Genomic DNA, 21,180 nt, shown 5'->3' with positions numbered 1-21,180 from the left:
TTCCGGCGACGCATTCCCCCAAGCGCTCTGGCGGCCCTAGGGGCGGGAGGCTTACGGGCGGGCGTGGGGGAAAACAACAGGGATAATTCCCCCATGCGAATTTCATTCACCAAAATGCAGGGCGCCGGCAACGACTTTGTGGTGCTCGACGAGACCGAAAGGCGGCTCGGCCTGTCCACCGCGCAGTACCGCTTGCTGGGCGACCGCCATTTCGGCGTCGGCGCCGACCAGATCTTGACGGTGCGCCCGTCCCCCGCCGCCGGCATCGACTTCGAGTACCTGATCCACAACGCCGATGGCGCCGAGGTCGAGCAGTGCGGCAACGGCGCGCGCTGCTTTGCCCGCTTCGTGCGCGACCAGGGCCTGACGCATAAGGACGCCATCCGGGTGCAAACCAAGGGCGGCGTGATCGAGCCGCTGCTCAGCCCCGATGGCCGGGTCACGGTGAACATGGGAACCCCTGTGTTCGAGCCGGCCGACATCCCGTTCGATGCGATCGGTCTGCAGCCGCAAATCAGCGGTTCATGGCGAAAATGGCCTCTGGCCCTCGTGGACAGTGCGCTGACAGCTCCTGTTTTTGTAGCGGTGGTGTCGATGGGCAATCCGCACGCGGTGCAAGTGGTGGAGGATGTGGACACGGCGCCCGTGCTGCTGCAGGGCCCGCTGATCGAGCACCACGCCCGTTTCCCGAATCGGGTGAATGCCGGATTCATGCAGGTCGTGGACAGACGCCACATTCGCCTGCGGGTGTTCGAGCGCGGCGCCGGCGAAACCCTGGCCTGCGGCTCCGGCGCCTGCGCGGCCGTGGTGAGTGGCATCCGGCTGGGGCTGCTCGACGACACGGTGGACGTGCAGACGCACGGCGGCATTCTGACTATTTCCTGGGCCGGCGCGGCATCACCGGTGATGATGACCGGACCGGCCACGACTGTTTTTCACGGCGAAATCGACCTACCGGACATCCTATGACTACCTCTTTCACCAATCCCATCACCGAAGACGACATCGCCAATTACCTGGCCAATACCCCCGACTTTTTCGAGCGCCACGCCGATCTGCTGGCGGCAGTGCAGCTCACCAGTCCCCACAGCCAGCGCGCCGTGAGTCTGCAAGAGCGCCAGGCCGGCATGCTGCGCGAGAAGATCAAGGTGCTGGAACATCGCATCATGGACATGATCCGTAACGGCAACGAAAACGTGCTGCTGTCCGACAAGCTCCTGGGCTGGGCGCGCACCCTGTTCCTGGTGGCCGACCCGCTGGCCTTGCCGGGCCAGATGGCGGGCGAGATTGCCGAGCAGTTTGTCGTGCCGCAGGTGGGCATCAAGATGTGGGGCGTGGCGCCGCACTTTGCCCACGCCGACTTTGCCCAAGGGGTCTCTGAGGACGCCAAGCTGTTTGCCACCTCGCTGAGGGAACCGTTTTGTGGCGTCAACACCGGGTTTGAGGCGGTGAGCTGGCTGCCCGATCCGCTGGCGGCCACCTCGCTGGCAATTTTGCCCTTGCGTGCCGGGCCGGTTGGCAGCACCGGCCCGGCCTTTGGCCTGCTGGTGCTGGCCTCGCCCGACGCCCAGCGTTTCAATAGCACCATGGGCACCGATTTTCTGGCGCGCCTGGCCGAATTGGCCAGCGCCGCGCTGTCGCGCCTGAGGTAGGCGTGGGGCAAGGCACGGACCCCTCGGGGGGCAGCGCAGCACACGAAGTGGCAAGCGTGGGGGCACCCCATTTGACAGAGCGCTATTTGGAGCATGTGCGTGTCGAAAAACGCCTGGCGCAGCGCACCGTCGAGCTGTATGCGCTGGACCTCCAGAAGTTAAGCGACTACGCCGCGCAGGCGCAAGTCGAACTCCTTCAGGTGCAAAACACCCATATCCGGCGCTGGGTCGCGCACATGCATGGCGCGGGCCGCAGCGGCCGCGGCATTGCCCTGATTCTGTCGGGCTGGCGCGGTTTCTACGTCTGGCTGGGGCGCGAAGGCCTGGTGGCCAGCAATCCGGTGCAGGACGTGCGCGCGCCCAAGGCCGGCAAGCCTTTGCCCAAAGCCCTGAGCGTGGACGACTCCGTGCAGCTGGCCAGTTTCAGCAGTGACAGCAACGACCCCTGGCTGGAAGCGCGCGACGCCGCCATCGTCGAGCTGCTCTATGGCGGCGGCCTGCGCGTGGGTGAGTTGACCGGGCTGGACGCGGTGGCTGGTCCGGCCGCTCGCGGCTGGATTGACTTGCCAGCCGGAGAGGCCCATGTGCTGGGCAAGGGCGCCAAGCGCCGCACCGTGCCGGTGGGCGCCAAGGCGGTCGACGCATTGACGCGCTGGCTGGCGCTGCGGAATCAGGCCCTGGGCGTGGACGCCCCAGGCCAGCCGGGGCCGGGCACCTCCCCCCAGACCGTCCAGGCCGCCCTGTTCATCGGCCGCAACGGCACGCGCCTGACCGCGCAATCAATCTGGCAGCGTGTGAAGCGCCGTAGCCAGCAAGCGGGCCTGGCCACGCCCGTGCACCCGCACATGCTGCGGCACTCGTTTGCCAGCCACCTGCTGCAGTCCAGCAGTGATTTGCGGGCGGTGCAGGAGTTGCTGGGCCACGCCAGCATCACCACCACGCAGGTCTATACCCGGCTGGATTTCCAGCATTTGGCCAAGGCCTACGACGCGGCGCATCCGCGCGCCAAAATCAAGTCCCCGGGCCCGAAGTAGGCTGCGGCGAAATAAACGGCAGCTTGGGTTTGCTTGAGGTAAGTTTCGGAACCGGTCTCATGATTTATAAGATGCAGTTCCACAACACCGTCAATCATCATCAGAAAGGTATGTCATGCGCAGTCAAATCGCCGTCATTTTGGACAAAGGGCTTGAGTTTCATTTCAATGTGGATGAGGCCGCATCCATGGCCCCCGATATTGCCCGCAACTGGCTCGACGCCCAGTTCACCGCCCTGGACTGCGAGCCCCTGCGGGCCAGTGGCAAGGTCCTGACCGCAGACAAGGTGTTGCGAGTGACCGAAGCGGCCGGTGCGGCCCTGTTTGCGGATGAAAAATGGGCGGCCGACTATGTTCAGGCCGTGCATGCGGCGCTGGCAAAACCCGTGATTCGGGTGGATGTGCCGGCGATGGCGGTCACCTATTAGGCGACGTTTAGGCGACTTTCGTTAGGCCCCACAATCGGCCCCATGAAAACGATTCAACTTAGAGCTGGCAAGGAGCGCTCGCTTCTGCGCCGCCACCCGTGGCTATTCGAGTCCGCGATGGCCAAGGGCAGCGCCGATCCCGGCGAAACCGTGCGGGTAGAGTCCCATGAGGGGCAGTTTCTGGCCTGGGCGGCCTTCAGTCCGGCTTCCAAAATCCGCGCCCGGGTCTGGAGTTTTGACGAGGCGCAACGCGTTGATGCTGCGTTTTTAATAGCTGCTGTCGCACGTTCTGTGGGGGCTAGAGACCGATTTGATATAAATAGTGACAGCATGCGGCTGGTCCACGGCGAGTCCGACGGACTGCCGGGGTTGATCGTGGACCGCTACGGCGACACGCTGGTAGCCCAGTTTCTCTCCGCTGGGGCCGAGCGCTGGAAAGACGTGCTGGCCGACGCGTTACTGGCCGCCACCGGCCTGAGCAAGCTGTATGAACGCTCCGACGCCAGCGGCCGCGCCCTGGAGGGTTTGCCCGAGGTCAGCGGTTGGTTGCGCGGTGAGGGGCCGACCGAGCTGGTGCTGCGCGAGCATGACTGGCAACTCGGCGTCAATATCGCCACCGGCCACAAAACCGGTTTCTACCTGGACCAACGCGACAGCCGCCAGAAGTTCGCCGCCTATGCGCGCCGCCTGAAGTTTGAGCGCGTGCTCAACTGCTATTGCTATACCGGCGGCTTCACCGTGGCCGCCCTGACCGGCGGCGCGGCCCATGTCACCTCGATTGACTCCTCCGGCCCGGCGCTGGAAAAGGCGGCGGCGAATGTGGCCCTGAATGGTTTTGCGGCGGAGCGCACCACCTTCATGGACGCCGATGTGAATGCCTCGCTGCGCCAGTTTGGTGCCGAGGGCAAGACCTTTGACGCCATCGTGCTCGATCCGCCCAAGTTCGCGCCCACGGTGACGCATGCCGAACGGGCGGCGCGGGCCTACAAGGACATCAACCGCCTGGCCTTCAAGCTGCTGGCGCCGGGCGGGGTCTTGTTCACTTATTCCTGCTCGGGCGGCATCAGCGCCGACCTGTTTCACAAAATTGTCGCTTCCGCCGGTATCGACGCTGGCGTGGACGGTTATATCAGTGAACGCATGGGCGGGGCGCCGGACCACCCGATGACGATCAATTTCCCCGAAGGTGAATACCTCAAGGGTTTGGTGATCATGCGCAAATAAGGGTCAAGCCGTTGCCCGCTACACTCCCCGGTTTCGCCATTCCCACAGAGACAATACGATGAGCCTCATTCCTGCAACCATTCTGACGGGCTTTCTCGGCTCGGGCAAAACCACGCTGCTCAAGCGCGTGCTTCAAGAGGCCCACGGCCAGAAAATCGCCGTCATTGAGAACGAGTTCGGCGAAGAAAACATCGACAGCGACATCCTGGTGTCCGACACCACCGAGCAGATCATCCAGATGAGCAATGGCTGCATTTGCTGCACCATCCGCGAGGATTTGCGCGCTACCCTGCGCGATCTGGCCGAGAAAAAACGCAAGGGCGAGCTGGACTTTGACCGGGTCGTGATCGAAACCACCGGTCTGGCCGACCCCGGCCCGGTAGCGCAAACCTTCTTCATGGACGATGAAATCGCCGAGAGTTATCTGCTGGACTCGATCCTGACGCTGGTGGACGCCAAGCATGCGCAAACGCAGTTGGATGAACGCCAGGAAGCGCGTCGGCAGGTCGGTTTTGCGGATCAGATCTTCATCAGCAAGACCGATCTGGTGGCCAAGGACGAGGTCGACGCGCTGATCCACCGCTTGAAGCACATGAACCCGCGCGCGCCGCAAAAAGCCGTTCATTTTGGCGAGGTGGCCCTGTCGGAGGTGTTTGACCTGCGTGGCTTCAACCTCAATTCCAAACTGGATATCGACCCGGATTTCCTCAAGGAGGAGGAAGAGCACGAAGGGCATGAGCACCACGATCATGCCCCCGGCGAACATTGCGACCATCCCTCGCACAGCGAGGGTGGTGGACATCACCATCATCACGATGATGACGTGAAGAGCTTTGTCTTCAAGTCAGATCGCGCCTTTGATCCGGCCAAACTGGAAGACTTTCTGGGCGCGATTGTCAACATCTACGGTCCGCGCATGTTGCGCTACAAAGGTGTCCTGTTCATGCAGGGCACTGACCGCAAGGTGATTTTCCAAGGTGTGCACCAGTTGATGGGCAGTGACTTGGGGCCGGCATGGGCAGAGGGTGAGCCGCGTTCCAGCAAAATGGTGTTCATCGGCATTGACCTGCCCAAGGACATCTTCCTGCAGGGCATGGAGCAAAGTCTTGTTTGATCTGTATCTGCATATATTGAGCCGAAAATCAAATGTTTGTCTCGCTTTTGCAACTGATGGATTTTTCAACAGCTAAACCTGTAAACTCGCGCGCCAAAGAAGTTGCGCAAGGCCAGCCCTCAAAAGCTCGCATTGAGGGTATAACGTCAAAGGCTTCGGACCCCGCTGCAAATACAAAGCTGACGTCCAATGGCGTCGTACATGCGCAGGCCAATTCTGCGAGGAGGCAAGAAGTGAAAACTCAATCCGGGAAACCCAAAGAGGCGTCCAAAGGGACCAATGCGGTCGCCAAGGACAAGCCCATTGTGAAAACCATTGCCAAGCCAGCGGCCCAGGCCACACCCAAACCGGCCGCCAAAGCCAAACCACCGGTTGTTGCAAAGGCCTCACCGGTCAAAGTCCCTGCAAAGGCCGTCAAGCCGGCAGCCAAAGTTAAAGTTCAAGTAAAGGATTCTGTGAAAACGACGACTGCGAAAGCTAGCAACCCCGAAGTGGTGGTATCCAAACCCAAAGTGACGCATTCTGTGAAGCCCGGCACCATTGCAAAAGCCGCTATGCCGGCCAAACCCATGGCGGCTGCACCCATTCAGGTCGAAGTCTCGTCCGTGCCCGCCAGAGCGGGCCGACCTTCGTCGCGGCTTGCGCAGCTCACGGTGCCGTCCATGGCACAGTCGGTAGCCTCTACCGCTGCCAAGGCCAGCTTTACACAAAGCGCCTCAAGTCCGATCATTGCACCACCGCTTGCTTCGGCCATCAAGAAAGATCCCAAGCTTGTCAACAACTGGAAGTTGAAGCCGGTTGAGCAGTTGACGGATGCCGATGTGATCGCCATGCCGGATGATGAGTACATGAATGACACGCAACTGGCATTCTTTCGCCTGAAGCTGTCATTGCTTAAAAAGGACATCCTGAACAATGCGGGTGAAACCACGGAACATCTGCGCGAGGAAACCGTGGTGGTGCCTGATCCGACCGATCGGGCCACCATTGAAGAAGAGCATGCACTGGAGTTGCGTACCCGTGACCGGGAGCGCAAGCTTTTGAAGAAGATCGAGCAATCGATTGTGCGCATAGATGCGGGTGAGTACGGCTATTGCGATGAAACGGGTGAACCCATTGGAGTGGGTCGTCTGCTCGCGCGCCCCACGGCCAACCTGTCGCTCGAGGCGCAACAGCGGCGGGAACTCAGGCAGAAAATGTTTGGGGATTGAGGATTGGTTTTAGTGGTTTTTTATCCTGCTTTCCCGTTCTATGGTGACCAAAGACAGTAGGGCCGGTTTGCTGTCGAAGATGGCCAGGTTCGTCCGCAATCCGACGAAAGACTGGTCTGATCTGGATAAGCCCGTGCCCGAGTCAGAGCAGGAGAGTGGCTACAGCAAACAGGCGCTCAAGGAGATGATTGAGCGCAAGCGGCAAAACGATTTTGTACGCCGGCGCGAGTTTGACTATCTGCGCAAATTACGTCGCAACGGGCCATCCATCAGCCCCGAACTCGCTGACCGCCCTTCATTCTTCCAGAGCAGTCTGGCATCCAATCCGGACGAGCGGGCGACGACGCTCAAAAAGATTGATGAAATTGAAGCCCAGATGTCCAAGCAGTGGTGGAAGGGCAAGCAGGATGAGGCGCTGATTGTTGCGCGCGTAGTGCCCGTGGTTGCCAACCCGCCCCAGGCGGCGAGCGAAAGCGCTTCGATGACTTTTGCGCCTACCCAGGCGTCCGCGCTGAGCCCGGAGGAATTCGACTCGATGCAGGGTGCGGATTACGAGTCCACGCAAATGGGCCTGTCTGGGCCTGACGAACTCGTCCCCGCAGCGGGTTCGCCGCAGGCGATGGCCTCCCGGAGCAAGACCAGCAGGAGCTTTGATACGGGTATCAGCGAATTTTCACCGTCCAAATTATTTTCCACCGAATTGAGTGATGGCTTGTCCGACCCCGACCTGGAGGAGGCGGCCATCCGCTTCGCCAACGGCGATGATGCAGGCGCCGAAACAGGTCTTTTGGCCGCGCTGCAGGGAGATGACGTGCCTCCGGATTCCGCCGATGGGTGGGCCGCTGCCTTGTTCGACCTTTATCGAGCAACCGGGCAGCAGGCCAGTTTTGATCGCGTTGCCATTGACTACGCCCAGCGTTTCGGACGTTCTGCGCCGGCATGGTTCTCAACGCCCGATTTATTGGGCCGCAAATCGTCGCCGGTACCGTTGAGCCACCTGATGGCGTCGAAGCACGGCAGTGAGGTCGTTTGGACGTGCCCTGAGGAACTTGATCTTCAGTCCTTGCAGGCACTTCGTGCAACTTTGCACCACGAGGCTGAGCCTTGGTGCCTGGACTGGCGTCGGTTTAACGCCATCACGCCAGAGGCGGCGAAGGCGCTGGCCGCTCTGTTTGCCGAATGGTGTCTGCAACCGGTGCAATTGCAGTTCAGCGGTTCCGATGTACTTGAAAAAACCCTGAGATCCTTGACCCCTTCGGGTGACAAACGGATCGAGTCCTTCTGGTGGTGGCTTCGCCTTGATGCATTGCGCATATTGCGCTTGCAGGATGAGTTCGAATTGGCCGCACTTGATTATTGTGTGACCTATGAAGTTTCTCCACCGCCTTGGGTAGACGCCCGGTGTGATTTTGCCTTTGACGGGGTGTCTTCAACAACGCCGCTTGAGTATGCCGGCGACCCGGTCTACGAAGCCGCAACGGTTGATACTGAAATAGGCCATGCCCTTACGCAGCCCATGGGCTTCGACATGCTGCCGGTGGCCGTGGTTGAATTGAGCGGAGAAGTGCTGGGTGATGCGGCAGAGGCACTGAATAAGCTGCAGGCCGGATTGAACGGGGCAGATCGCCTTGTTGTCTCCTGCGCCCGGCTGATTCGGGTCGATTTCTCGGCGGCAGGAAGCATTCTGAACTGGGTTGCCGTGCGCGAATCCGAGGGGTGCCATGTTCAGTTTCACGATGTACCGAGTCTGGTGGCAGCCTTTTTTAACGTGATCGGCATCAACGAACATGCCCGTGTCGCATTGCGCACCAGTTAACCTGGGATTTCTTGCAAAGCGCGACTCCCTCCAGGCTTGTTTTTTTGAGCTGGATGACCTAATTTAGAAAAAGCATGGAACAATTTCACGGAACCACCATCATCAGTGTGCGGCGCAAGACCCCTGAAGGCTACTCTGTGGCCATTGGCGGCGATGGGCAGGTGACCCTGGGCAATATTGTTGTCAAAGGCACCGCCCGCAAAGTACGCAAGCTCTATCACGGCAAGGTCTTGGCCGGTTTTGCCGGTGCCACCGCCGATGCCTTCACCTTGTTTGAACGTTTTGAAGCCAAGCTGGAGAAGCATCAGGGGCACTTGGTGCGCGCTGCCATTGAACTCACCAAGGACTGGCGAACCGACCGCGTGTTGCGCCGCCTGGAGGCCATGCTGGCCGTGGCGGACAGCGAGGCGTCTCTCATCATCACCGGTAATGGCGATGTGCTGGAGCCTGAAAACGGCATTGTGACGATTGGTTCGGGTGGCGCTTATGCGCAAGCGGCGGCCATCGCCATGCTCAATAACACCGAGTTGTCGGCGCCGGAAATTGTCAAGAAATCGTTGGAAATTGCGGGTGAGATATGCATCTACACCAACATGAATCACACGATTGAGACGCTCTGAAGATTTTATTTATGTCCTCTATGACCCCCCAGGAAATCGTTGCTGAACTCGATAAACACATCGTTGGCCAGCATCAGGCCAAGCGCGCCGTGGCGATTGCCTTGCGCAACCGCTGGCGGCGCCAGCAGGTCGAACCCGGCCTGCGCGCGGAGATCACGCCGAAGAACATTCTGATGATCGGCCCCACGGGTGTGGGGAAGACTGAAATCGCCCGGCGCCTTGCCCGGCTCGCGGATGCCCCTTTTATCAAGGTTGAGGCCACCAAGTTCACCGAGGTGGGCTACGTTGGCAAGGATGTGGACGCCATCATTCGCGATCTGGCCGATATTGCGGTCAAACAAACGCGCGTGGCCGAAATGAAAAAGGTGCGCACGCGTGCTGAAGATGCCGCCGAGGATCGGGTGCTGGACATTCTGATTCCACCGCCACGGGGTGATTTTGGCGTCGTGTCGAGCGTCGAGACGGAGAGTACGGCACGCCAGACCTTTCGCAAGAAACTGCGTGAGGGCCAGCTGGCAGACCGGGAGATCGAGATCGATGTGGCGCAGTCAGCGCCACAGCTGGAGATCATGGGCCCGGCCGGCATGGAGGAAATGACCGAGCAGCTGCGCGGCATGTTCGGTCAGATGGGGCAGTCAAAGCGCCAGACGCGCAAACTCAAGATTCCAGAGGCCCTTAAGTTGTTGGTCGACGAAGAGGCAGCCAAACTGGTCAATGAAGAAGAAATCAAGACGCAGGCCTTGCACATGCTGGAGCAAAACGGCATTGTGTTCATCGACGAAATTGACAAAGTTACCTCGCGCTCCGAGGGCAGCGGTGCCGACGTGTCGCGCCAGGGCGTGCAGCGCGATTTGTTGCCGCTGGTCGAGGGCACGACCGTGTCCACCAAATACGGCATGGTCAAGACCGACCATATCCTGTTCATCGCCTCGGGCGCTTTCCACCTGAGCAAGCCCAGTGATCTGATTCCCGAGTTGCAGGGGCGTTTTCCGATCCGCGTGGAGCTGCAGTCCTTGTCGGTGCAGGACTTCGTGGCCATCCTGACGCAAACGCATGCCTCACTGGTCAAGCAATACCAGGCCTTGCTGGCCACGGAAGATGTCACCGTCGAGTTTCGGGAGGCGGGCATTACGCGGCTGGCGAACATTGCGTTTGACGTCAATGAGCGTACCGAAAATATTGGCGCGCGACGTCTGTCCACTGTCATGGAGCGGCTGCTCGATGAGGTGAGTTTTGATGCCGCCAATCTCAGCGGACAGACCATTCAGATCGATGCGGCGTATGTGGATGCGCGACTGGGTGAGCTGAGCCGGGATGAGGACCTGTCGCGTTACATCCTGTAAGTGTTGATGCCCGGAAGTGGGCTCGCCTTCAAGCATCACTTTCACAGTGTGCGCTAAGTGCTTAATTCAGAACAGGTTTTGCTGTTTTGGTGCATCTAAAAGCGTATCTAAGTCCTTGATTTCATTGAAAAAATTGTTGCAAGCCCGCTTGCGAAGATTGCTTTTGCTGATACAGTGCAAAAAAGTGCAATTAAGTGGTGAAAAGTGTCTTTGCGCTTCCACTTGTTTGTAGATCTATCAAAAGAGGGTGGGCTGTCGTGTTTCAAGGGGCTTCGTCATTAAGTCTGGATGCCAAGGGGCGGCTGTCTGTGCCGACCCGGCATCGTGACGTCTTGAGTGCCACGGCTGCGGGTCAGCTCACCATCACCAAGCATCCGCACGGCTGTCTGATGATTTTCCCGCGCCCTGAGTGGGAAATGTTCCGCGAACGCATTGCCGCCTTGCCGATGTCGGCCCAGTGGTGGAAGCGGATTTTTCTGGGCAATGCCATGGATGTCGAGATGGATGGCACGGGTCGCATACTGGTGTCGCCCGAACTGCGTGAGGCCGCCGGCATTGCCAGGGACACCTTGCTGCTGGGCATGGGCAACCACTTTGAATTGTGGGACAAAAGTACCTACGATGCGCAAGAGGCCAAGGCGATGCAGGGCGATATGCCCGACGTCTTCAAAGACTTCTCTTTCTGAAGGCTGGCGGTGGATACCACATGGACACATACCACCGTTTTGTTGAAAGAAGCCGTTGCGGCGCTTCTCAACAATCCGGATGACGAGCCAGGCGATTTCCGCGCTGGCATGCACACTTATGTGGATGCCACCTTTGGCCGGGGTGGTCACGCCCGCCTCATTCTCTCCCGGCTGGCGCCGCAAGGGCGTCTGATCGCCTTCGACAAGGATCTGGATGCGCTGGCCGAGGCCGCCACCATCGACGATCCACGTTTTTCCATTCGGCACCAGGGTTTTCGTCACCTGGGCGAACTGGCCCCAGCGAGTGTGGCCGGGGTCTTGCTCGATCTGGGCATCAGCTCGCCGCAAGTGGACAACCCGGAACGGGGTTTCAGCTTCAGGTTCGAGGGCCCGTTGGACATGCGCATGGACACGACGCGCGGGATCAGCGTGGCGCAGTGGCTGGCCGATGCCGAGGTCGACAAAATAGCGGAGGTGATTCGTGACTATGGTGAAGAACGGTTTGCTAGCCCCATTGCAAAGGCGATTGTTGCTCGCCGAGAGGCGCATGGCCCAATTACAACTACCACCGAGCTGGCCCAGCTCGTGGCTGACACGGTCAAAACCCGCGAGAAGGGGCAAAACCCTGCAACGCGCACATTTCAGGCTCTTCGGATTTTCATCAATGCCGAGCTTGAAGAACTGCAGCAGGCCCTAGAGGCCAGCCTGCAGGTGTTGGCCCCTGGCGGGCGGCTGGTCGTGATCAGCTTCCATTCGCTGGAAGACCGCATCGTCAAGCAGTTTATTGCCAAGCACTCGCGCGACGAGTACGACCGTCGTGCGCCATTTGCGGCGCCCAAAATCATGCAGCTCAAGGCGTTGGACCGCGTCAAGCCCAGCGCCGCCGAGGTCGCCGCCAATCCGCGCTCGCGCAGCGCCATCATGCGCGTGGCGCAGAGGACCGGGTCATGATTCGGATCAACCTCGTGCTTCTGCTGGCGGTGTTGGCCAGTGCTTTGTACCTTGTAAGCGTGCAGTACGACTCACGCCGCCTGTTTTCCGACCTTGACAAGGCCCGCTCTACCGCGCGCCGGCTTGAGGCGGATAACGAGCGCTTGCAGGTGGAAAAGCGGGCTCAGGCCACACCACTTCGTGTGGAGAAACTGGCTCAAGAGCGGCTGCAGATGCGCACCGTCACGCCGGCGATCACGCACTATGTCAGGGACAACACCGAGTCTGCCACCGTGGCGAGTTCGGGTGAAAAGGCTGCGCCGCAGGGTGACCCTCGCGCAGCAGGTCGGGCCCCATGAGCCGCAGCATCGCCTACACCTCCAGCCCCCTGCTCGCCAGCCGGACCCCGGTCTGGCGCAGCAAGTTTATTGTGGCCGCCATTGCGCTCGGCTTTGTCGGCCTTGCCGCGCGTGCCGCCTACATCCAGGTGATTGCGAATGACTTTTTCCAGAAGCAAGGCGAAGTGCGTTTTGCGCGCACACTGGAACTGCCGTCCAACCGGGGCCGCATCCTGGACCGCAATGGTTTGATCCTGGCCTCCAGCGTGCCGGCCCCCAGCATCTGGGCCATTCCGGAAGACGTCGAGCGGGACAAGGCCCAGATGCAAAAGCTTGCCAAATTGCTCGATATGCCGCTCGCTGACCTCAACAAGCGCCTGGAAGATGAGGACAAGAGCTTTGTCTGGCTCAAGCGCCAGGTCGATGAGTCGGTGGCGCAACAGATCACGGCCTTGGGGCTCAAGGGCATCTACCAGCGCATGGAGTACAGGCGCCAGTACCCCGAAGGCGAAGCGGCGGCGCATGTGGTGGGCTTCACCAACGTCGAAGACAAGGGCCAGGAAGGCATTGAGCTCGCGTTCAACAAGGAGCTCGCCGGGCGCAACGGCTCCCGCCGGGTAATCAAGGACCGGCTGGGCCGGGTGGTGGAGGCTGTGGGCGAGACGGTGGCGCCTGCCGACGGGCATGATTTGCAGCTCAGCGTGGACAGCAAGGTCCAGTTCTTTGCCTACCAGAAGTTGCGTGATGCCGTGTTGCTGCACAAAGCCAAGGCCGGCAGCGTGGTGGTGCTGGATGTCGTGACCGGCGAAGTGCTGGCACTGGCCAACTATCCGAGCTACTCGCCCATGAAGCGCCACAACCTGAGCGGCGCCCAGTTGCGCAACCGGGCGCTGACGGATACTTTTGAGCCCGGCTCGGTGATGAAGCCGTTCACGATTGGGCTGGCACTGGAGACCGGTCGTGTGACGCCGCAGACCCCGATTGACACCGGCGCGGGCAGGTTGACCATCACGGGCTCGACGATTTCTGACTCGCACCCCAATGGCGTGCTGACCGTGGAAGGCGTGATTCAAAAATCAAGCAATATCGGCACCACCAAGATTGCCATGCAGATGCAGCCGCGCGAAATGTGGGAGACCTTTTCCCAGGCCGGTTTTGGGCAAAAGCCGCAGATCAGCTTCCCCGGCGCTGTGTCGGGTCGGCTGCGCCCTTACAAGACCTGGCGACCGATCGAGCAGGCCACCATGTCGTATGGCTACGGCCTGTCGGCCTCGCTGTTCCAGATGGCCCGGTCGTACACGGTTTTTTCGAACGATGGCCAGATCATTCCGGTGACCATGCTCAAGAACAGCGAGCCGGCCGTGGGCGTGCCGGTCTTCTCGGCGCGTACGGCAGGCCAGGTGCGCAAGATGCTGCAGCTGGCGGCGGGCCCGGGCGGCACCGGGCAAAAAGCGCAGACCATCGGTTACTCGGTGGGCGGCAAATCCGGCACGGCCTACAAGCAGGTCGGCAAGGGCTATGGCAGCGCCGGCAATCGCAAATACCGGGGCTGGTTCGTCGGCATGGCGCCGATCGAGAAGCCGCGCATCATCATTGGCGTGATGATTGATGAACCCGGCGCCGGACAGTATTACGGCGGAGCGGTGGCCGCCCCCGTGTTCAGCGAAGTGGCGCAACAGACCCTGCGCATGATGGGCGTGCAGCCGGACATGGCGGTCAAGCCCCAGATCGTGGCCGAGGCGGAAGAGGAGAGCCTGTGATGCTTGAATTCCATACGCCCCAGGAAGCAGCCCAGTGGTTGCGCAGCCGCGTGACTGGGACGATTTGCACCGACAGTCGCCAGGTGCAGCCGGGCGACGGTTTTATCGCCTGGCCCGGCGCTGCCACCGATGCGCGCCAGCATGTGGCCGCCGCCCTGGCGGGTGGCGCCCAAGCCTGCCTGGTGGAGCTGGACGGGGTTGAGCGCTTTGCTTTCAGTGGTGACAGCGTCTCCGGCTACACCCAGCTCAAGGCGGCCAGCGGCCCGATTGCCGCGGCGTATTTCGGGCAACCCACGGAACGGCTGGACGTGCTGGCGGTGACCGGCACCAACGGCAAGACGTCCACCGCCTGGTGGCTGGCCCAGGCGCTATCGAATTTAAAGCAGGTTGCGCCCATTCCGTGCGGGCTGGTGGGTACTTTGGGTATAGGTCGACCGCCTTCGCCTGATCGGAGCGATCACGGCGCGACGACAGCGTCTGACGCAGTGGCCGGGATCGTGACGACCGGCCTGACGACGCCCGACCCGGTTCTGCTGCAGCAAGCCTTCAGGCGTTTTGTCGATGCCGGCCTGAAAGCCTGTGCCATCGAAGCGTCTTCCATTGGCATCGAAGAACAGCGTCTGGCTGGCACCTGCATCCGCACCGCGATTTTTACCAATTTCACGCAAGACCACCTGGACTACCACGACACGATGGAGGCCTACTGGCAAGCCAAGGCGCCCCTGTTTCAGTGGCCGGGCCTGCAGGCGGCAGTGATCAATATTGACGATGTTCAGGGTGCCGTACTGGCGCTTGAATTGAGCGGCAAAGTCCCTGAGGTGTGGACGGTGTCGTGCACCGAACCGGCACGCTTGCAGGCACGCGACATCCGTTACGACGTGCAGGGTTTGCGTTTTGCCGTGTGCGAAGGCGAGGAGCGCCATGTGCTGCAGACCCAGCTGATCGGCACCTACAACGTTTCCAACCTGCTGGGTGTGATGGCCGCCATGCGCTCGATCGGCGTGCCGCTGGCGGCGGTTGTCGAGTCCTGCGGTGACTTGACCCCCGTGCCTGGCCGCATGGAATGCGTGGGTGGGCCGGGACAGCCGCTGGCTGCCGTGGACTATGCCCATACGCCGGACGCCCTGGGCAAGGCGCTGGTGGCGCTGCGTTCCTTGGCCGATCAGCGCGGTGGGCAGCTCTGGTGTGTGTTTGGTTGTGGCGGCGACCGCGACGCGGCCAAGCGCCCGCTCATGGGGGCCATGGCCGCCTGTCATGCTGACCGCGTTGTCGTGACCAGCGACAACCCGCGCAGCGAAAAGCCGGAAGTCATCATCAGTCAGATCTTGCTGGGCCTGACCGGTCACGCCGCGCTGACCGTGCAGCCTGACCGTGCGCTGGCGATTGCACAGGCGCTGGCCCAGGCGACGGCCAGCGATGTGCTGTTGATCGCTGGCAAAGGGCATGAGGACTATCAGGAAGTGGCGGGCCAGCGCTTGCCGTTTTCCGATATTGACCATGTGCGCCGCGCCCTGGCCGCTTGGGTGGCGCCGACGGCCGGGCAGGAGCCGTCCCCATGACTGACATGATGACCTTGCAGCAGATATTGCCCTGGCTGGACCAGGCGCGCCTGATAGACAACGGTGCGGACGGTGGCGCCGTGAGCTTTCGGCGCGTGCACACCGACACCCGCACGATCGAGCCCGGCGACCTGTTTGTGGCGCTGCGCGGTGAGCGCTTTGACGCCAATGAGTTTCTGGCCGAGGCCAAGGCCAAAGGTGCGGTCGCCGCCATCTGTCAGGGCGACGATGCGGATGAGCGGCTGCGCGTGGCCGGCCTGCCCGGCGTGGTGGTGGCGGACGCCAAGCTGGCGCTGGCCGCGCTTGCCACCGGCTGGCGTGCGCAGTTCAAACTGCCCCTGATGGCCGTGACCGGCAGCAACGGCAAGACCACCGTGACGCAGATGATCGCATCCATCCTGCGGGCGTTCAAGCCGCAGGCCTTCCTGGCCACGCAGGGCAATCTCAACAACGACATTGGTGTCCCGCTGAGCGTGCTGCGTTTGCGCAGCCACCACGAGGTGGCGGTGATTGAGATGGGTATGAACCATCCGGGCGAAATTGCCGCCCTGGCCGCCATAGCCCAGCCCACCGTGGCCCTGGTCAACAACGCCCAGCGCGAGCATCTTGAATTCATGGCCACCGTGGAAGCGGTCGCGCAGGAAAATGGCGCGGTCATCGAAGCGCTGCCCGAACACGGTGTGGCGGTTTTTCCCAGCGATGACCTTTACAGCGAGATGTGGATGGACAAGGCCGGGCAACGTGCGGTCGTGCGATTTTGTGTTTCAGACGAAGCTGCCAGCCTGGTCGATGTGCGTGCCACCCTGGCGCAGTGGTCCGGTGACGCCTGGCAGGTGGAGGTCATCACGCCGGCCGGGCCGCTGCACTATGCCTTGCATATTGCCGGCTTGCACAACGTCAAGAACTCCCTCGCGGCGGTCGCTTGCACCCTGGTTGCAGGCGTCCCGCTGGAGGCGATTGAACGCGGCCTGGCGGCGTTCGAACCGGTCAAAGGCCGCTCGCGTGCGCAGGTGCTGCAGCTGGCCGGCCGCGCCATCACGCTGGTGGACGATACCTACAACGCCAACCCCGACTCGGTGCAGGCCGCCATTGAAGTGCTGGCGGCGCTGCCGGGGCCGCGCTTGCTGGTGCTGGGCGACATGGGCGAGGTGGGCGATCAGGGCCTGCAGTTTCACGCCGAAGCCGGGCAACTCGCCCGCACGCTCGGCATTGACGCGCTGTTCACCCTGGGGGAGTTGTCCACGGCGGCTTCGACCCGTTTCGGCGCGGGACGTCATTTTGCCGATATGCAATCCCTGCAAGCGGCCGTGCTGGCGGCGCTGCCCGCCATGGGCAGCGTGCTGGTCAAAGGTTCGCGTTTCATGAAGATGGAGCGGGTGGTGCAAGCCATTGCCGCCCGCACCCAACAAGAGAAGGAATGAAATTCATGCTGTTTAGTTTCGAGACCCGGAGTCTGCAATGCTCTTGAGCCTCGCACAGTGGCTGCAGTCCCTGTCACCAGAATTCGGATTTTTCCGCGTTTTCCAGTACCTGACTTTGCGTGCCGTGATGGCCGCATTGACGGCCCTGTTGATGGGCCTGGTGGCCGGCCCCTATGTGATTCGCCGCCTCACCGAGCTCAAGATTGGCCAGCCGATTCGCGGCTACGGCATGGATTCGCATCTGAGCAAGAGCGGCACGCCCACCATGGGCGGCGTGCTGATTTTGTTGTGCATCAGCATCTCCACGATCTTGTGGATGGACCTGAGCAACCGCTTTGTCTGGATCGTGTTGATGGTGACGCTGGGCTTTGGCGCGATTGGCTGGGTGGACGACTGGCGTAAGGTGGTCAACAAGGACCCCGAAGGCATGCGTTCGCGTGAAAAATATTTCTGGCAATCGCTGATTGGTCTGGTGGCGGCGCTCTATCTGGTGTTCAGCATTTCCGAGAATTCCAATTGGCGCGTGCTGGAGCTTTTCTTCAGATGGGTGCAGTCAGGTTTTGATTTGAGCCTGCCGCCCAAAGCCGGCCTGATGCTGCCGTTCTTCAAGGAAATCAGCTATCCACTCGGTGTACTGGGCTTCGTCATCCTGACCTACCTCGTGATTGTGGGCTCCAGCAACGCGGTCAATTTGACCGACGGCCTGGACGGCCTGGCCATCATGCCGGTGGTGCTGGTCGGCTCCTCCCTTGGCATTTTTGCGTATGTGACCGGTAGCGCGGTCTACTCCAAATACCTGTTTTTCCCGCATATTCCGGGCGCCGGTGAATTGCTGATTTTCTGCTCCGCCATGGCCGGCGCCGGTCTGGCCTTCCTGTGGTTCAACACCCACCCGGCCCAGGTCTTCATGGGCGACGTCGGCGCCCTGGCACTGGGCGCGGCCTTGGGCACGGTTGCGGTGATCGTGCGCCAGGAAATCGTGCTGGCCATCATGGGCGGCATTTTTGTGGTCGAGGCGCTGTCCGTGATGATGCAGGTGAGCTGGTTCAAGTACACCAAAAAGCGGCACGGCCAGGGCCGGCGCATTCTGAAGATGGCGCCCCTGCACCACCATTTCGAGAAAAGCGGCTGGAAAGAGACCCAGGTCGTGGTGCGCTTTTGGATCATCACCATGCTGCTGTGCCTGGTCGGCCTGTCAACCCTGAAGCTCAGGTAACCATGCACCCACTCACAGACCAACACGTTCTGATTCTGGGCCTGGGTGCGTCCGGCTTAGCGATGGCGCGCTGGTGCGCGCGCTGTGGCGCGCAGGTGACGGTAACCGACACCCGCAGCGCCCCGCCGCAGCTGGACGCCTTGCGGCGCGAGGTGCCGAGCGCCCGCTTTGTCAGCGGCGCTTTTGATGCGGCGCTGGTTGAAGGCACGGACATCCGTGCCGTCTTCAAGAGCCCGGGCTTGACGCCCTTGGAAGTTGCTCCTGTTTCAGGAGCTGCTCACGCTTTAGGTGTTTGGGCTGCAGGTGAATTAGGCTTGTTTTCTCAAGCCTTGGCTGATTTGAAGGCCGCGCGCGACTACCAGCCCAAAGTACTGGCCGTGACCGGTACCAACGGCAAGACCACCGTGACCTCGCTCACCGGGCAACTGGTCAGCCGCGCCGGAAAAACCGTGGCGGTGGCCGGCAATATCGGCCCGACCTTGCTGGACACTTTGTCCGCCCACCTGGATGCCGACACGTTGCCCGAGGTGTGGGTGATCGAGTTGTCGAGCTTTCAGCTCGACGGTGAAACCAGCTTCGAGCCCAGCGCCGCTGCGGTGCTCAACATCACGCAAGACCACCTGGACTGGCACGGCAGCATGGCGGCTTACGTCGCGGCCAAGACCCATGTCTTCGGCCAGCAGGGCCTGATGCTGCTCAACCGTGAAGACCCCGCGGTCATGGCGATGCTGCCGCAACCGGTACGGGTCAAGCTGCAGCGCCCGCAAGTGCGCGCCCATGTCACCTTTGGTGGCGACATGCCCCAGCGGCCCGGCGACTTTGGCATTGAGGAGGTCAACGGCATGGTATGGCTGGTGCGCGCGCTCGAAGCCGATGAAACCCGGCGCAAACGCAGCGAGGCGGCCGAAGAAATTCACATCCAGCGCCTGATGCCGGCCGACGCCTTGCGCATTCGCGGCCGGCACAACGCGGTCAACGCTCTGGCGGCGCTGGCACTGGCCTCGGCGGCCGGTTGCGCCCTGGGTCCGATGCTGTATGGCCTGCGCGAATACCGGGGTGAGCCGCACCGGGTGGAATCGATCGGCCTCTTCAACGAAGTCGAATTCTTTGACGACAGCAAAGGCACCAACGTCGGCGCCACCGTGGCCGCCTTGAGCGGTCTGGGCGCCGATCGCAAAGTCATCGCCATCCTGGGCGGCGAAGGCAAGGGGCAGGACTTCTCGCCGCTGGCCGAGCCGGTGGCGCGGTACGCCCGCGCCGTGGTGCTGATCGGCCGCGACGCGCCGCTGATTCGGGCCGCGCTGGAGCACACCGGCGTGCCGCTCATCGACGCTGACTCCATGGCGCAGGCCGTGGCGCAGGCGAATGGCAAAGCCCATGCGGGCGATGCCGTGCTGATGTCGCCGGCCTGCGCCAGCTTCGACATGTTCGACAATTACGAGCACCGCGCCCGCGCCTTTGTGGCGGCGGTGAGCGACATCGCCAGCGCCGCAGGCGTGCAGATGGAGGGCGGCGCATGAGCGGCATGGCCCAGCGCCTTTCCGGCTGGTTCACCGGTCTGGCCAAACCGGCGGGTGACGTCCTGCCGGTGCGCCTGGGTGCGACACGGCGCGCCGCCACCGGCAGCGCGCCGACACGCGAACTGGGCTTCGACCAGGCGCTGGTCTGGGTGACCGTGGCGCTGCTGGCCTGGGGGCTGGTGATGGTCTACTCCGCGTCCATCGCCATGCCGGAAAACCCGCGCTTCGCCAACTACACCCACACCTATTTCCTGACGCGCCATGTGATGTGGCTGGCCATCTCCTTCGTCGCGGCGCTGCTGGCGTTTCAGATTCCGGTGGCCACCTGGGAGAAGGCGGCACCCTGGCTGTTCATCGCGTCTCTGGTGCTGCTGGTTGCGGTGCTGATTCCGCATGTCGGCAAAGTGGTCTATGGCGCACGCCGCTGGATTTCCCTGGGGCCCTTGAGTTTTCAGCCCTCGGAGCTGGCCAAGTTTGCCGTCTTGCTGTACGCGGCCGATTACATGGTGCGCAAGATGGAGGTCAAGGAGCGCTTCTTCCGCGCCGTGCTGCCGATGGTGGCGGCGGTCGCGGTGGTCGGCATTTTGCTGCTGGCCGAGCCCGACATGGGCGCCTTCATGGTGATCGCCGTGATCGCCATGGGCATCCTGTTCCTGGGCGGCGTCAATGCCCGCATGTTCTTTCTGATCGCGGCCGTGCTGGTGGTGGCCTTCGGGCTGATGATCGCCTCCAGCGAATGGCGGCGCGAACGCATTTTTGCCTACCTCGACCCCTGGAGCGAGAAGAACGCACTGGCCAAGGGCTACCAGCTCACCCATTCCCTGATTGCCATCGGGCGCGGCGAAATTTTTGGCGTGGGCCTGGGTGGCAGCGTCGAAAAACTGCACTGGCTGCCCGAAGCCCACACCGACTTTCTGCTGGCCGTGATTGGCGAGGAATTTGGTCTGGTGGGCGTGATTTGTGTGCTGGGCCTGTTTCTGTGGCTGACCCGCCGCATGATGCACATCGGACGCCAGGCCATTGCGCTGGACCGGGTGTTTGCCGGCCTGGTGGCGCAGGGCGTGGCGATCTGGATGGGGTTTCAGGCTTTCATCAACATGGGCGTGAACCTGGGCGCCTTGCCGACCAAGGGCCTGACCCTGCCGCTGATGAGTTACGGCGGCTCGGCCATCCTGGTCAACCTGGTGGCGCTGGCCGTGGTGCTGCGCATCGACCATGAAAACCGGATACTGATGCACGGAGGGCGGGTATGAGCCAGCGCGAATTGAACGCCGCAGCGCCGGGCCGCCCCCAGCAAGGCACGACCCCC

At 61.8% G+C, this 21,180-nt stretch carries 19 protein-coding genes; all 19 read left to right on the top strand.

Features of this window, described 5'->3' with window-relative positions:
• Positions 1-93: 93 nt before the first annotated feature.
• Entirely contained in the window at positions 94-969 is an 876-nt protein-coding gene (gene dapF / locus C5P05_RS12300; RefSeq protein ID WP_114970120.1) for a diaminopimelate epimerase, read from the top strand.
• Positions 966-1,652: a DUF484 family protein gene (locus C5P05_RS12295; RefSeq protein WP_114970119.1), complete on the top strand. Its 687-nt coding sequence runs from the start codon at positions 966-968 to the stop codon at positions 1,650-1,652. The genes dapF and C5P05_RS12295 overlap by 4 nt, the downstream gene beginning before the upstream one ends.
• A gap of 47 nt (positions 1,653-1,699) precedes the next feature.
• A complete protein-coding gene (locus C5P05_RS12290) occupies positions 1,700-2,686 on the top strand; it encodes a tyrosine recombinase XerC (protein WP_232834469.1) in 987 nt (328 codons plus the stop codon).
• 115 nt (positions 2,687-2,801) lie between these two features.
• A complete protein-coding gene (locus tag C5P05_RS12285; protein WP_114970117.1) occupies positions 2,802-3,113 on the top strand; it encodes a hypothetical protein in 312 nt (103 codons plus the stop codon).
• Between the two features lie 42 nt (positions 3,114-3,155).
• On the top strand, positions 3,156-4,337 hold the full coding sequence (locus C5P05_RS12280) for a class I SAM-dependent rRNA methyltransferase (protein ID WP_114970116.1): 1,182 nt from the start codon (positions 3,156-3,158) through the stop codon (positions 4,335-4,337).
• 58 nt (positions 4,338-4,395) lie between these two features.
• Entirely contained in the window at positions 4,396-5,451 is a 1,056-nt protein-coding gene (locus C5P05_RS12275) for a CobW family GTP-binding protein (protein WP_114970115.1), read from the top strand.
• A 512-nt stretch (positions 5,452-5,963) separates the two neighbouring features.
• Entirely contained in the window at positions 5,964-6,662 is a 699-nt protein-coding gene (dksA, locus tag C5P05_RS34475) for an RNA polymerase-binding protein DksA (protein ID WP_420130747.1), read from the top strand.
• A gap of 40 nt (positions 6,663-6,702) precedes the next feature.
• Positions 6,703-8,478, top strand: a complete 1,776-nt coding sequence (locus tag C5P05_RS12265) for an STAS domain-containing protein (RefSeq protein WP_232834457.1) — start codon at positions 6,703-6,705, stop codon at positions 8,476-8,478.
• A 74-nt stretch (positions 8,479-8,552) separates the two neighbouring features.
• Positions 8,553-9,098 (top strand): ATP-dependent protease subunit HslV, encoded by a 546-nt coding sequence (gene hslV, locus C5P05_RS12260; RefSeq protein WP_114970113.1) that lies wholly within the window; start codon positions 8,553-8,555, stop codon positions 9,096-9,098.
• Between the two features lie 11 nt (positions 9,099-9,109).
• Positions 9,110-10,441: an ATP-dependent protease ATPase subunit HslU gene (gene hslU, locus C5P05_RS12255; RefSeq protein ID WP_114970112.1), complete on the top strand. Its 1,332-nt coding sequence runs from the start codon at positions 9,110-9,112 to the stop codon at positions 10,439-10,441.
• Positions 10,442-10,698: 257 nt separating this feature from the next.
• Complete coding sequence (gene mraZ, locus C5P05_RS12250) at positions 10,699-11,127, top strand: division/cell wall cluster transcriptional repressor MraZ (protein WP_114970111.1); 429 nt, start codon at positions 10,699-10,701, stop codon at positions 11,125-11,127.
• 9 nt (positions 11,128-11,136) lie between these two features.
• Positions 11,137-12,078, top strand: a complete 942-nt coding sequence (rsmH, locus tag C5P05_RS12245; RefSeq protein ID WP_114970110.1) for a 16S rRNA (cytosine(1402)-N(4))-methyltransferase RsmH — start codon at positions 11,137-11,139, stop codon at positions 12,076-12,078.
• A complete protein-coding gene (ftsL, locus tag C5P05_RS12240; RefSeq protein WP_114970109.1) occupies positions 12,075-12,416 on the top strand; it encodes a cell division protein FtsL in 342 nt (113 codons plus the stop codon). Before rsmH ends, ftsL begins: the two co-directional genes overlap by 4 nt.
• Positions 12,413-14,155 (top strand): peptidoglycan D,D-transpeptidase FtsI family protein, encoded by a 1,743-nt coding sequence (locus C5P05_RS12235; RefSeq protein WP_114970108.1) that lies wholly within the window; start codon positions 12,413-12,415, stop codon positions 14,153-14,155. Before ftsL ends, C5P05_RS12235 begins: the two co-directional genes overlap by 4 nt.
• Complete coding sequence (locus C5P05_RS12230) at positions 14,155-15,714, top strand: UDP-N-acetylmuramoyl-L-alanyl-D-glutamate--2,6-diaminopimelate ligase (protein ID WP_114970107.1); 1,560 nt, start codon at positions 14,155-14,157, stop codon at positions 15,712-15,714. Before C5P05_RS12235 ends, C5P05_RS12230 begins: the two co-directional genes overlap by 1 nt.
• 5 nt (positions 15,715-15,719) lie before the next feature.
• Positions 15,720-17,135 carry a UDP-N-acetylmuramoyl-tripeptide--D-alanyl-D-alanine ligase gene (locus C5P05_RS12225; RefSeq protein ID WP_114970202.1) on the top strand — a complete coding sequence of 472 codons (1,416 nt, stop codon included), beginning with the start codon at positions 15,720-15,722 and terminating at the stop codon, positions 17,133-17,135.
• A gap of 37 nt (positions 17,136-17,172) precedes the next feature.
• On the top strand, positions 17,173-18,351 hold the full coding sequence (mraY, locus tag C5P05_RS12220; RefSeq protein WP_114970106.1) for a phospho-N-acetylmuramoyl-pentapeptide-transferase: 1,179 nt from the start codon (positions 17,173-17,175) through the stop codon (positions 18,349-18,351).
• Between the two features lie 2 nt (positions 18,352-18,353).
• Positions 18,354-19,871 (top strand): UDP-N-acetylmuramoyl-L-alanine--D-glutamate ligase, encoded by a 1,518-nt coding sequence (gene murD / locus C5P05_RS12215; RefSeq protein ID WP_114970105.1) that lies wholly within the window; start codon positions 18,354-18,356, stop codon positions 19,869-19,871.
• The gene (gene ftsW / locus C5P05_RS12210) at positions 19,868-21,124 is read left to right on the top strand and encodes a putative lipid II flippase FtsW (protein WP_114970104.1); all 1,257 of its coding nucleotides are present in this window, start codon (positions 19,868-19,870) and stop codon (positions 21,122-21,124) included. The genes murD and ftsW overlap by 4 nt, the downstream gene beginning before the upstream one ends.
• Positions 21,125-21,180: the final 56 nt, after the last annotated feature.

Source organism: Rhodoferax ferrireducens (assembly GCF_003347515.1).
In the GTDB taxonomy this organism is placed as follows: domain Bacteria; phylum Pseudomonadota; class Gammaproteobacteria; order Burkholderiales; family Burkholderiaceae_C; genus Rhodoferax.
Note: the sequence above shows the minus strand (reverse complement) of the source record. Positions and strands in the feature narration are given on the sequence as shown.